Origin of the sequence: Acidovorax sp. 22279 (assembly GCF_052045435.1) — a bacterium.
Lineage (GTDB): Bacteria > Pseudomonadota > Gammaproteobacteria > Burkholderiales > Burkholderiaceae_C > Acidovorax > Acidovorax delafieldii.
Window position 1 is genome coordinate 106,743 of record NZ_JBQEOV010000008.1, and the last position, 11,661, is coordinate 118,403.

10 protein-coding genes are annotated in these 11,661 nt (G+C 61.9%); 1 reads left to right on the top strand and 9 read right to left on the bottom strand.

Annotation, left to right across the window (positions count from 1 at the left end; translation table 11 throughout):
* Positions 1-45 precede the first annotated feature (45 nt).
* The 8 genes from ACTJKQ_RS12235 to ACTJKQ_RS12270 all read right to left on the bottom strand — a co-directional run bounded on the left by ACTJKQ_RS12235 (position 46) and on the right by ACTJKQ_RS12270 (position 9,542).
* Entirely contained in the window at positions 46-1,056 is a 1,011-nt protein-coding gene (locus ACTJKQ_RS12235; protein ID WP_440596950.1) for a sugar phosphate isomerase/epimerase family protein, read from the bottom strand.
* Between the two features lie 113 nt (positions 1,057-1,169).
* Positions 1,170-2,147: a substrate-binding domain-containing protein gene (locus tag ACTJKQ_RS12240; protein ID WP_440596951.1), complete on the bottom strand. Its 978-nt coding sequence runs from the start codon at positions 2,145-2,147 to the stop codon at positions 1,170-1,172.
* A gap of 203 nt (positions 2,148-2,350) precedes the next feature.
* Positions 2,351-3,406: an ABC transporter permease gene (locus ACTJKQ_RS12245; protein ID WP_440596952.1), complete on the bottom strand. Its 1,056-nt coding sequence runs from the start codon at positions 3,404-3,406 to the stop codon at positions 2,351-2,353.
* Complete coding sequence (locus tag ACTJKQ_RS12250) at positions 3,387-4,877, bottom strand: sugar ABC transporter ATP-binding protein (RefSeq protein ID WP_440596953.1); 1,491 nt, start codon at positions 4,875-4,877, stop codon at positions 3,387-3,389. The genes ACTJKQ_RS12245 and ACTJKQ_RS12250 overlap by 20 nt, the downstream gene beginning before the upstream one ends.
* On the bottom strand, positions 4,874-6,112 hold the full coding sequence (locus tag ACTJKQ_RS12255) for an ROK family transcriptional regulator (RefSeq protein WP_440596954.1): 1,239 nt from the start codon (positions 6,110-6,112) through the stop codon (positions 4,874-4,876). The genes ACTJKQ_RS12250 and ACTJKQ_RS12255 overlap by 4 nt, the downstream gene beginning before the upstream one ends.
* A gap of 122 nt (positions 6,113-6,234) precedes the next feature.
* Positions 6,235-7,980 carry a retron Ec67 family RNA-directed DNA polymerase/endonuclease gene (locus ACTJKQ_RS12260; protein ID WP_440596955.1) on the bottom strand — a complete coding sequence of 582 codons (1,746 nt, stop codon included), beginning with the start codon at positions 7,978-7,980 and terminating at the stop codon, positions 6,235-6,237.
* A gap of 633 nt (positions 7,981-8,613) precedes the next feature.
* Positions 8,614-9,090, bottom strand: a complete 477-nt coding sequence (locus tag ACTJKQ_RS12265) for a cupin domain-containing protein (RefSeq protein ID WP_440596956.1) — start codon at positions 9,088-9,090, stop codon at positions 8,614-8,616.
* Positions 9,091-9,143: 53 nt separating this feature from the next.
* Complete coding sequence (locus ACTJKQ_RS12270; protein WP_121942668.1) at positions 9,144-9,542, bottom strand: tautomerase family protein; 399 nt, start codon at positions 9,540-9,542, stop codon at positions 9,144-9,146.
* Positions 9,543-9,659: 117 nt separating this feature from the next.
* Between ACTJKQ_RS12270 and ACTJKQ_RS12275 the strand changes: the two genes are divergently transcribed.
* Complete coding sequence (locus ACTJKQ_RS12275; protein WP_440596957.1) at positions 9,660-10,598, top strand: LysR family transcriptional regulator; 939 nt, start codon at positions 9,660-9,662, stop codon at positions 10,596-10,598.
* Positions 10,599-10,719: 121 nt separating this feature from the next.
* Here ACTJKQ_RS12275 and ACTJKQ_RS12280 read toward each other — a convergent pair whose 3' ends face one another.
* Positions 10,720-11,442: a class I SAM-dependent methyltransferase gene (locus tag ACTJKQ_RS12280; protein ID WP_440596958.1), complete on the bottom strand. Its 723-nt coding sequence runs from the start codon at positions 11,440-11,442 to the stop codon at positions 10,720-10,722.
* Between the last annotated feature and the right edge of the window lie 219 nt (positions 11,443-11,661).

Sequence of the window (11,661 nt, forward strand, 5' to 3'; positions counted from 1 at the left end):
TGATCGCTGTGTGTTGTTGTTATCGGTTTTATGGACAGAGTGCGGTTAGGCCTGCTTGTCGCGTACAAAAACGGCGTCGAATGCGCCGGCTGCCGGCTTGAAATCCAGCCGCTTGCAAAACGCCGCGCTCTCCGTGGCGCCGTGCACGCGGTCCATGCGGCTGTCTTCCCACTCCACCGAGAGCGGGCCCTGGTAGCCGATGTCGTTCAGCGCGACGATGATGGATTCGAAATCGATCATCCCGCGCCCCACGCTGCGAAAGTCCCAATTGCGCCGCGCGTCGCCAAAGCTGGTGTGCCCGCCGAACACGCCCACCGTGCCGTCGCCCTTGCCCCACCACACGTCCTTCATGTGGGCGTTGTAGATGCGGCCGGCAAACTGGCGGATGAACTTCACGTAGTCGACGCCCTGGTAGGCCAGGTGGCTGGGGTCGTAGTTGAAGCCAAAGCGCTTATTGCCGCCCACGGCTGCAATCGCGCGCTCGGCCGAGGCAATGTCGAACGCGATCTCGGTGGGGTGCACTTCGAGTGCAAAGTTGATGTCGTGCTCTTCGAACACATCGAGGATGGGACCGAAGCGCTGAGCGAAATCAGCAAACCCTTTGTCCCAATACGCCTGCGTGGTGGGCGGAAAGGCATAGATCGAATGCCACACCGACGAGCCGGTGAAGCCCGTGACCGTCTTCACGCCAAACTTCGCGGCAGCGCGCGCCGTGTCTGCCAGCTCGCTAGCGGCCCGCTGGCGCACGCCCTCAGGCTCGCCATCGCCCCACACGTGGGGTGGCAGGATGGACTGGTGGCGCTCGTCGATCAGGTCACACACAGCCTGGCCCACCAAGTGGTTGCCGATGGCAAAACACTGCAGGCCGTGCTGTGCCAGCAGTGCGTGTTTGTCTTTGACGTACTGGGGCGACGAGAGCGCCTCCTGCACGTTGAAATGGTTGCCCCAGCACGCCAGCTCCAGGCCGTCGTAGCCCATGCTTTTGGCCAGGGGCGCGAGTTGGGCCAACGGCAGGTCGGCCCACTGGCCGGTGAAGAGGGTGACGGGTCTTGGCATGGCGGCTCCAAGGGGCGGGGGTTGCAGTTGCATGGCGGCAAGCCGCTATTATTTCGATAGCTGCTTGCGCTTTATGAATAGGCGCTAGCTGCCTATTTGGTTCAAAAAAACCATCAGAATGGAGAGTCCGGGAAGTAGAAGTCCTTCGCCGTTTCCTTGGTGATCAGCACCGACGGAATGATGGTGTTGGCGGGCAGCTTCTCGCCCTTGATCCGCGCCTCGGCCGTGAGCTTGATCGAGTCGTAGATGAACTTGGGGCTGTACGACACGTTGGCCTGGATGAGAGGGTTGCTGCCATCCATCAGCGTCTTGATCATGCCCTTGGCACCCGCGCCGCCAAACACCAGCTTGATGTCCTTGCGCTTGGCCTGCTCGATGGCCTTGAGCACGCCTACGGCCATGTCGTCGTCGGCGGCCCACACAGCGTCGATCTGCGGGAAGCGCGTCAGGTAGTCCTGCATCACCTTGAAGGCGTCGTCGCGGTTCCAGTTGGCGTACTTGGCGTCCAGCAGCTTGATGCCGGAGTGGTTCTTCAGCACGCTGTTGAAAGCGTCCATGCGCTCGTTGTCCAGCGTGGTCGCAATGCCGCGCATGGCCACCACGTTGCCCTTGCCGCCCAGTGCCTTGGCGATGTACTCGGCCGGAATCTTGCCGAAGGCCGTGTTGTCACCGGCCACGTACGCGTCCTGCGCGCTGGTGTCGGTCAGGCCCCGGTCCACCACCGTCACGTACACGCCCTTGGCCTTGACCTGGGCTACGGGCTTGGTCAGCGCGGCCGATTCGAACGGGAAGATCACCAATGCGTTGATCTTGTTCACCGTGACCAGGTCTTGCAGCTGGTTGGCCTGCTCGGGCGCACCGCCTGCGGTCTTGACGATCACCTGCAGGCCGGGGTGGGCCTTTTCCAGATCCTTCTTGGCCTGGTTGGCCCAGTACACGATGCCGCCGGTAAAGCCGTGCGTGGCCGACGGAATGGCCACGCCCACCACCGTCTTGTTGGCCTGCGCCATGGCAGGCGCGGCCAATGTGAAGGCGGCGGCGCCCACGGCCGTGAGGGCCAGGCGGCGGGTGAAAGAAAGTTGGCTGTTCATGCGTTGTCTCCTGTTGCTTTGGAATATGGCCATGGAAGCTGGCCGGCTGGGGAACACCTTGAAAAACAAATGCACGCAAAGAGTGGCTGGAAAACTCAGCGAAGCGGTCCTGGCTAGGCGCTGTGTCGCAGACAGTGCGACTGACACGGCGATATACAAGCGCAGACAGCAACAACGCCAGGAGAGTTGTTCCGGCCACTCCGTCACCGCTTGCCGCGTTGCATGAACGCCACGGCAATAATCACGAAGCCCTGCACCGCCGCATTCAGGTACACGCTGATGATGCTGGTGAGGTTGAGGATGTTGCTGATGACCGACAGCAGGATCGCGCCCACCACCGTGCCGGTGATGCTGCCCGCCCCGCCCTTCAACACCGTGCCGCCCACGATGACGGCGGCGATCGCCTCCAGCTCCCACAGCAGGCCCGTGGTGGGCGATGCAGAGCCCAGGCGCGGCACGTAGAGCAGCGTGGCAATGCCCACGCACACGCCAAGCAGCATGTACGTGAGTATCTTGATCTTGTGCACATCCACCGCCGCGTACTGCGCCACCTGCTCGTTGGAGCCGATGGCCTGCACATAGCGGCCATAGGCCGTGCGGTTCAGGATCACGCCGCCGATGACCGCCACCAGCAGAAAGATCCACACGGGGATGGGCACGCCCAACAGGTTGGCGTAGTACACCGGGCTGTAGATGTCCGACAGATCGTTCTCCAGCGTGATCGCCCCGCCGTTCGAAAAATACGTGAGGTACGCGCGGAAGATGCCCAGCGTGCCCAGCGTGACGATGAAAGGCTCGATGCGCCCCTTGGTGATCAAGAGGCCATGCAACAGCCCGAACACCGCACCCAGCACCACCGCCAGCAGCATGCCCACCACCACGGCCGCCATGGGTGATCCCAGCACGGGCGCCATCGCGTTCATGAACAGGATGACCGAGCCTGCGATCAGCGCCGCCATCGACCCCACCGACAGGTCGATGCCGCCCGAGATGATCACAAAACACATGCCCACTGCGATGATGCCGATGAAGGCCGTGCGCGTGAGCACGTTCATCACGTTGTCGTAGGTGGCGAAGTTGCTGTTGAGCAGCGTACCGGCAATGCACAGCAACACCAGACCGATGACCGGGCCCAGCCCGTGCAGCTTGCCCCACCAGGCCGTGGCGCCGCCGTGGCGGCCTGCACCGGGTACCACGGGTGGTGCGGGTGCTGCGGCAACCGCTGCGGTGGATGCGTTTTCAGCGGGTACCTGTGGCATGGGCGATCAACTCCTCTTCGGTCAAATGGGGCTCTTGGAGCGTGGTCTGCAGCCGCCCGGCGCGCATCACTGCCACGCGGTGGCACAGGCCGATCAGCTCCATCAGTTCAGACGAGATCACCACAACAGCCAGCCCCTGCTCTGCCAGGCGCTGCACCAGGTGATAAATCTCGCGCTTGGCGCCCACGTCCACGCCGCGCGTGGGCTCGTCCAGCACCACCACGCTCGGGCCCGGGTGCAGCACCTTGGCCAGCGCCAGCTTTTGCTGGTTGCCGCCCGACAGCGACGACGCGCGCACCTCCAGCGACCCGGTGCGGATGCCGAACTCCTGCACCGCATCGCGCAGCGCGGCCTGCTCAGCCGCCGGGTCGAGCCAGGGCTTGGCATAGCGCTCCAGCGCCATCAGCGTCAGGTTGGGCCGCAGGCTGAAGTGCACATGCAGGCCCTTGCCCTTGCGGTCTTCGCTCAGGTACGTGAGGCCGTGGCGGGCCGCATCGCGAGGGCTTTTCAAATGCACGGGTTTGCCAGCAATCTCCACCGTGCCGGCCGAGCGCGGGCGCAGGCCCAGCAGGCCCTCGAACAGCTCCGTGCGGCCAGCGCCCACCAGCCCGGCAAAGCCCAGGATCTCGCCGCGCCGCACGTCAAAGCTCACGTCCTCGGCCCACCCCGGCACCGTGAGGCCGCGCACCTTGATGGCCGGTGCGCCGTGCTGAGGTGCAGGCAGCTTGGGCGGGAACAAATCCGCCAGCTCGCGGCCCACCATCAGGTTGGCCATCTGCCGCCGCGTCACGCTGGCCGTGGGCTCGCGCGCCACCAGCAGGCCGTCGCGCATCACCACCACCTCGTCGGTGGTGCGTTCCACCTCGTCGAGCTTGTGCGATATGTAGATGATGGTCACGCCCGCCGCCTTGAGCCCGGCCATCAGCGCAAACAGGCGCTCCGTCTCGCCCGGGGTGAGCGTGGCGGTGGGCTCGTCCATGATGAGCAGGCGCGCATTGCGGGCCAGCGCGCGGGCAATCTCCACCAGCTGCTTTTCGGCCACGATGAGCTTGCGCACCCGCGTGTCGGGGTCCAGCGGCAAACCCACCTGTGCCAAAGCAGCGCGCGTCTTCTCGCGCATCGCCTTGTCGTCGAGGAAGAGGCCCCTCTTGATCTCATGGCCCAAAAAGATGTTCTGCGCAATCGTCAGATCGTCCGCCAGGTTGAACTCCTGGTGGATGAGCACAATGCCCTGCGCCTCGGCCGCGCGCGAGCCGCCGCCCGGTGCGCGCACCGCGCCATCCACCACCACCTCGCCGGTGGTCGGGCTCTCATACCCCGCCAGAATCTTCATCAGCGTGGACTTGCCCGCGCCGTTTTCGCCCAGCAGGCCATAGACGCGACCCGGCTGCAGCGCAAAGCCCACCCCGTGCAGCACGCGCACCGGGCCAAACTCCTTGGTCACGTTGCGGAACTCGACGGCCACGCTCATCGCACAGCCCCCACCACAGCGCCTGCGCTCGTCACCGAGCCCGCACGCGACAAGCTCTCCTGCATCGCCAGCACGCCCGCGCCCACCACACCGGCATCGTCGGCCAGCGGCGCGTATTGAATCTCCAGGTGCCGCGTGGACAGCGCCAGCGACCGGTGGTATACGCTCTGCCGCACCGACGCGAGGAACAGCGGCCCCATGTCCGTCACCCGCCCCGCAATGAACACATGCGACGGGTTGAAGAAGTTCACGATGGACGCCAGCATCTGCCCCACCAGGCTGCCCGCGCGCTGGATGATGGCGTTGGCCGCCACATCGCCCGTGCGGCTGGCCTGGGCCACGTCTTCAATGGTCAGCGTGCCCGTGCTTTGCAGCCGCTCGGCCAGCATGGCGCTTTCGCCGCGCTGCGCGGCCTCGATGGCCATGCGCGCCATGGCGGGCGCTGCGGCCATCGCCTCCACACAGCCCTGGTTGCCGCAGTGGCAGCGCGGACCGTGCTGGTCCACACAAATGTGGCCCACATCGCCCGCCGAGCCATTGGCGCCCCGGTACACCTGCCCGTGGCACACGATGCCGCAGCCAATGCCCGTACCCACCTTGATGACCAAAAAGTTGGGCAGATTGCGCTGCAGCCGGTACATCTCGCCCAGCGCCATCAGGTTCACGTCGTTATCCACAAACACGGGCGCGGCAAACGCCTCGCGCAGGTAGTCGCGAATGGAAAAGCCGTCCCAGTCGGGCATCAGCGGCGGGTTGACGAGTTGCCCGCTTTCAAAATCCACCGGCCCCGGCACGCCCATGCCAATGGCAATCACCTGGTGGGCGGCCAGCCCGCAGCGCGCCAGCAGCTCGCGCATCAGCCCCCGCACCCGCGCCAGGATCACGCCCGGCCCCTGGCGCACATCAATCGGCTCGCGGTGCCGCGCCAGCACCGTCATGTCGGGCCGCATCACCGCAATCTGCATGCTGGTGGCGCCCAGGTCGGCGCCAATCACCACGCCCAGGGTTTCGCTCAAACGCAGGGTTTCGGCACGCCGGCCGCCAGAAGATTCCTGCAGGCCCACCTCATCGAGCAGACCTTCGTCGAGCAGCGCCGCCACCATGGCGTTGGCCTTGCTCTTTGAATAGGCCAGGCGCTGCGCCAGCGCATTGCGCGACGCGCCAGCGGACCAAAAGATGGTCTGCAAGACGCCCAGGTCTTCGGCGCCGCAGTGACTCCAGCGGGTGGATGGCAAGGCTTGTCTCCTGTCGTTTTTTGTGCAGCACCTCATGGGATGGGTGCTTGACAGGGATGCTATGCGGTCTACTTTGGCCGGGCAAGACTGAACTTCGACCAAAATTAGGCCAATTGATGCTGCTATCGGTTAGCGTAATCTCTGATCACACTTTCTATTCTTTCCAGGATTGGCTTGAAGCCACTGAAATCAATCGTCGCGGCATTTTTCGCAATTACGTCGCGGGCAAATGCTGCTTTCCCATAGTGATGCTGGTTGTCAGCGTCATTCTTTCGCTCGAAAGTCTTCCCATTCAACTGCGTTGCAAGGGTTTTCGCGTCGAAAAAATCTTCAATGCTCGTTTTCTCGCCATTTTGCCCAAATGGTGTTGGCACCACGTAAAGGTTTTGATAGACATGGATAAATGGCTTCTTCCCTTTTGGTTTCTGTGCACCTAGGATTCCCGCAATAGCGCCATAAATAGAATCCGCACCCATATCATTATCAATCAAAATTATCACTGGATGTCGAGGAGGAGGTGCTCGAAACTTATTTATTATATCTGCATTATAGTATTTTATTAAATTACACAACCCTCCAACACCGCCGCTTAGTTTTGAAATAGTTGCCGTTTTTCTTTCGGCATACTTAAACAAGCGAACTTGTAGCTCCGGCTTACCCTCTCCATCCAACTTACCCAATAACGGATAATCCACAAAAAGACGCTGTATAGCGTTTTTTAAATACGTATTATCTGTTTTCCCCTCACAGACAATTACAGGCCGCTCTGGATTATAAAATAGGTCAAAATATATAACCCTTCGATACAACTCGAGTCTGCCGGGGGCCTCGACTACAGGCTGATTGTTTTTGACTGCGATTGCTTCGTTGTATAGATCTACTTGATGTATAAAGCTCAGCATTCCAAGGAGTTGACTTGCTTTACCATCTCGTTTTGATACAACCTCATCGCCGGTAGCGTTTTTATATTTTGTGATATGTTCAAAGCTCCCGGTCCTAAACAGGTTGCTAGCCATCGCTCGAACTGTATACCGATAGTCCGCCGGAACATTGACTTTTCTATTTACAGATAACCCCGTGACCTCTTGACGAGAGTCTCTATACTGCATGCGAGTTTTTTTCTCGTTAAAGTCAAAACCATTACGCTGCACTATTTTTACCAACCTTACCCCTAGAGCCCAGGAATCTTTATCATCATCGACTGGCAATGCAATTTCTGACGGGAATACGCGCTGATTAGTGCTAAATGTAAGGTCATCGGCATATCTACTGTATGTGCACTTATTTTTTCGCGCTAATTCGACGAGTGCAACATCAAGAATGTGTCCTAGCAAATTAGATATAACCGGAGAGCACGGGCTTCCTTGAGGGAGTTTATTCTCAAAACAGGCAATTTGGGCAAGAATCGTCGCTACTGCCTCTGCCAGCGCGAAATTATTATCCTTGATAAAAAAACCTCGCACTCTACCAAAATTTATACTTCCAAAAAAATCGGATAAATCGACATTAAAAACAAAACGCCGCGTCACATGCGACTGCCCATTAGTCATAATATTATGACCCGGCATGAAGCCGTGAGAAACACCCCTAAGTTCGAAGTTTTTGTTTTTTGAACTGCTTGCATGTTTTTGGCGCAGTTCTTTAGTACATTCAATTAATACAGCAGCCAACCTCTGTTGTATTAGCTTCAGGTGATTATAAGGTGCTGATATTTCTCGAACGCCGCCAGTGCGTTTTGGAATTTCGAACTTTGTATATAGTTCGATCTTAGGCTTTGTATATAAGATATACGACAGCATTGCAGGCTTAACTTGCAGAAGTCTCGCTACATCGCGCAAGCTAGTTGCTGCTTTAAGTTCGTTAAGCATGATTGTTAGTTGGACTCGCAAACACTCCTACGCGTACGCAAGGATCGCGCGTGGCCGAATGGCGAGGAACACCGAGGAGCATTTCCTGCGGACGTTTGTTTCACATGCCATGAAGCATGGCAAAAAATCTGTCTGCGAGTCCGCTGCTACTCTAGCATTGCTTCCCACACTGCTGCATTAATCGCTCGCCAAGCCTGCGATGCGCGCCCAGGGCTTCAACCGCCGCCGGATCTCCGCCACCATGGGCACACGCTCTTCGCGGGACGAGGTGAAAAGTCAGCAGACGCGTAGCGCAATCAATCGGCCCGGCCGCTGCACTTTCCACCTGGCCTTAGTGGAGTGCCACGTGGCCGTCTGGCACGCCCCGCGCTCTGCAACCGCTGTACCGCCAAGTTTTGCATGGGCTGGCTAGTATCCACGCCGTCGAACCGCCAGCCGGGGTGCGCCAGCGTCATGTCTTCCAGCTCCAGCCCGCCGCCTGCGCCCACCACCCGCACGCGACTGAGGGCCTGGAGAGTTCGCTCTGTATTTGATAGCTATCAACGCTTTAGCAATAAGCGCTAGAGTCTGCTTTCAATCATGTTTCTGCGCGCCATGTGCTTGCCTGCACTGCATTGAGTGCCCTGCACGTCATCAGCGCAAATCACGCGGTACCACGCCCACCCCTTCGCACCAGCTTTGGTAATCCGCCCGCCGATCAGCCGTAGTAATCCGCTGGAGCACCGTGTGGTGCGGGCCCAGGTACTCCACGCTGCCCTTGACCACCACATGCACCAGCAGCGTTTCGGTGCCCGTCGCCTCCCACCAGTCCACATTGCCGGCGGGCTCGTGGATGTAGTCGCCCGGCCGCACCACGCGGCCGTCGTTCAGGCGGCGCTCGCCTGCCAACGTCAGGGCGTGCACTTCGCCCGTGTGGCGGTGCAGGCCCAGCCGCGTGCCGGGCGACAGGCGCATCAGTTCCACCCAGCCGGCATCGTCGGGCAGGAACTGGATGGGCAGGGACCACTTGCCTTCGCCCTCGGGAATCCAATCCGCCAAGCCCGCGCGCTCCAGCGCCTGGGTCACGATCACGTCGGCAAGGTGGTTGTTCGTTGTCGTCATCGTCGTCATGTCGGTGCTCCTGGGTAGCTATTGGTTGATGGCTTGCTTGATTGCTTGACCGCTTATTGCTCGGGGTGCTGGTGGCGGTATTCCTGCGTGCGGCCGCCAAAGCCGTAGGCGGTGGCGCGCACGTCCTGCACGTAGACATAGCTTTCGGGGTGCAGCGTGCCCAGCAGGCCTTCAAAGGCTGCGAACGCCTCGGCGATGTAGCGCGCCTTCTCGGCCTTGGTGTTGGTCTCGTCCACCACCTTGACGTCGAAGTAGAAGCTCGACTGTTTCAGGTCGGCCAGCGACCGGCCGGCGACGTACCAGTCGGCGGGGTCGACAAAGGTGATGACCACGGCAGTGAGGTCGCGCCGTTTGCCGAGCACGCGGGTGGTCAGGTCCAGCAGGGTTTCTGCAATGCGGGCAGACAGCTCGGGCGTGCGTTGGGCAGACACTTTGACGTTGAGGATGGGCATGGAGGGCTCCTGTTGAATGCATTGGGTTGAACGAGCCTTCACTTTAGAAATTGCGCCCCGCCACGGAAACCGCCCGTGGCGATAATGGCTTTTGCTCCGCACGCAAAGGCGCGCATGATGAAACAAGAACCCCGCTCCTTCCTCCCCGACCCAGCCGACCTGCGGTGGCTGGTGCGGTCGCTCGACCTGCGCTCGTTTTCTGCAGCGGCGCGTGAAATGGATGTGGCGGTGTCGGTCGTCGCGCGCGGTGTGGACCGGCTGGAGGCCGGCTACGGCGTGCGCTTGCTGCGCCGGTCCACACACGGTCTGTCGGCCACGCCCGAGGGCGCAGAGCTGGCGCAGGAAGCGCGTGGCTTGCTGGCGCAGCTGGAGGACATCGGGGCATCGCTGTCGGACCAGCGCAGCCGCGTGGCGGGCACCTTGCGCCTGGCCTCCAGCCAGGAGATTTGCGAAGCGCTGGTGCTGCCCCACCTGGCAGACCTGCAGGCGCGCTACCCCGCGCTGCGGGTGGAACTGCTGGCCGATGACCGCGTGGCCGACCTGGTGACGGAGGGCATCGACGTGGCGCTGCGCACCACCGTGGGCCACAGCGACCTGGTGGTGGCGCGCGCGCTGGGCCGGTTCGAGCGGCGTCTGTACGCGGCCCCGGAGTATTTGCGCCTGCACGGCACGCCCGCCGACCCCAGCGATCTGCAGCAGCACCACACCGTCACGCACACCGCGCAGGGGCCGGCGGTGACTTGGGCGTTTCGCAATGCACAAGGCAAGCCGCTGGAGGTGACCGTGCGCTCGCGCCTGGCCGCCAGCAGCTCAGCACTGGTGCACCACGCGCTGGTGGGCGGCGCGGGGATCGGCATGCTGTCCTGCCCGCTCGCGGCGGCGGATGTGGCGCAAGGGCGGTTGGCGGAGGTGCTTGCGCCTTTTGCCTCGCGCACCGTGCACACGCTGTACGCGGTGTCGTCACCGGGCCGGCGCAATTCGGCCAGGGTGAAGGCGGTGATTGATTTTCTGGTGAAGGCGTCGAAGGACCGATGGGCGCTGGCGCCTGTGCGTTGAAGATTTTTTTATGCACCACCGGCTGGCTGGACGGGGCCGCTAACCCCAGCTGCAAGACAGCCTAGCGGTGAGCAAGGTGCAAGCATGCGGGGTCAGTGAGTTGGCCCGCTTTCGTTGGTTGCTAGCAGGCCGATGCCACCCAGCCTCTGAACGCAAACCCCATGTAAAACATCTGCACATCGGTGAAACCGGCCTCGCGAAGGATCGCTTCATCTTCCTGCGGCGTCAGCACCGCCAGCTCTGCCGCAATCTTGTCTCGCGCTCTGGCCGCATGCTCCGGCGGCACACCGGACGCCACCTGAAACGCGGCGTAGCGTGACAGCCACAGATCGCGCTCCCCTGCCCCGCCCTCACCGCCTGGGCCTGCGCCATCCGCCACGCTCAGATGCGCCACCACCAGCGGCGCACCGGGCTTGAGCCGCCCCCGGATCTCCGCCGCCATGGCCGCACGCTCCTCGCGCGGCACAAAGTGAAAAGTCAGCAGGCACGTGGCTCCGTCGAACGGCCCGGCCGGTGCGCTCTGCACGTAGCCGTGGTGCAGCGCCACGCGGTCGCCGGGCACGCTGGCGCTTTGCAGCCGCTGTGCCGCCAGGGCCAGCATGGGCTGGCTGGGGTCCACGCCGTCGAACCGCCAGCCGGGGTGCGCCCGCGCCATGTCTTCCAGCTCCAGCCCGCCACCTGCGCCCACCACCAGCACGCGACCATCGGCGGGCACATGCTCGGCCAGCAGGATGCGAACCATGGGCAGCAGGCTGTCGTAGCCGGGCACGTTGCGGCGGGGGCCTTCGGCGTAGCGGGCGACGGCGGCGGGGTCGGAGAAGGGGGATGCGGCGGGATGGGTCATGTGCAGTCTGGTGTGCGGCGGGTGCGACGGTTGGCGATGGGCTGGGTCCGCCGGTTTGCCAAGCCCGCGCAGGGTTTTGCCCGGCTCAGCCCGAACGGTTGGGGTGGGCAACGTGTCAAAGAAATCAAGCCAAATTGGCCTCTAGCCCTTGTCCATCAAGCGCTAGAAGCTATCAATTCAGAAGCATTCTGTTCGTGCGCCAGCACTGTTTCTGGTTGC

Coding starts and splice junctions, on each gene's coding strand:
- ACTJKQ_RS12280 (WP_440596958.1), bottom strand. CDS start 11,442: ATGACCCATCCCGCCGCATCCCCCTTCTCCGACCCCGCCGCCGTCGCC.
- ACTJKQ_RS12275 (WP_440596957.1), top strand. CDS start 9,660: ATGAAACAAGAACCCCGCTCCTTCCTCCCCGACCCAGCCGACCTGCGG.
- ACTJKQ_RS12260 (WP_440596955.1), bottom strand. CDS start 7,980: ATGCTTAACGAACTTAAAGCAGCAACTAGCTTGCGCGATGTAGCGAGA.
- ACTJKQ_RS12250 (WP_440596953.1), bottom strand. CDS start 4,877: ATGAGCGTGGCCGTCGAGTTCCGCAACGTGACCAAGGAGTTTGGCCCG.
- ACTJKQ_RS12270 (WP_121942668.1), bottom strand. CDS start 9,542: ATGCCCATCCTCAACGTCAAAGTGTCTGCCCAACGCACGCCCGAGCTG.
- ACTJKQ_RS12235 (WP_440596950.1), bottom strand. CDS start 1,056: ATGCCAAGACCCGTCACCCTCTTCACCGGCCAGTGGGCCGACCTGCCG.
- ACTJKQ_RS12245 (WP_440596952.1), bottom strand. CDS start 3,406: ATGCCACAGGTACCCGCTGAAAACGCATCCACCGCAGCGGTTGCCGCA.
- ACTJKQ_RS12265 (WP_440596956.1), bottom strand. CDS start 9,090: ATGACGACGATGACGACAACGAACAACCACCTTGCCGACGTGATCGTG.
- ACTJKQ_RS12240 (WP_440596951.1), bottom strand. CDS start 2,147: ATGAACAGCCAACTTTCTTTCACCCGCCGCCTGGCCCTCACGGCCGTG.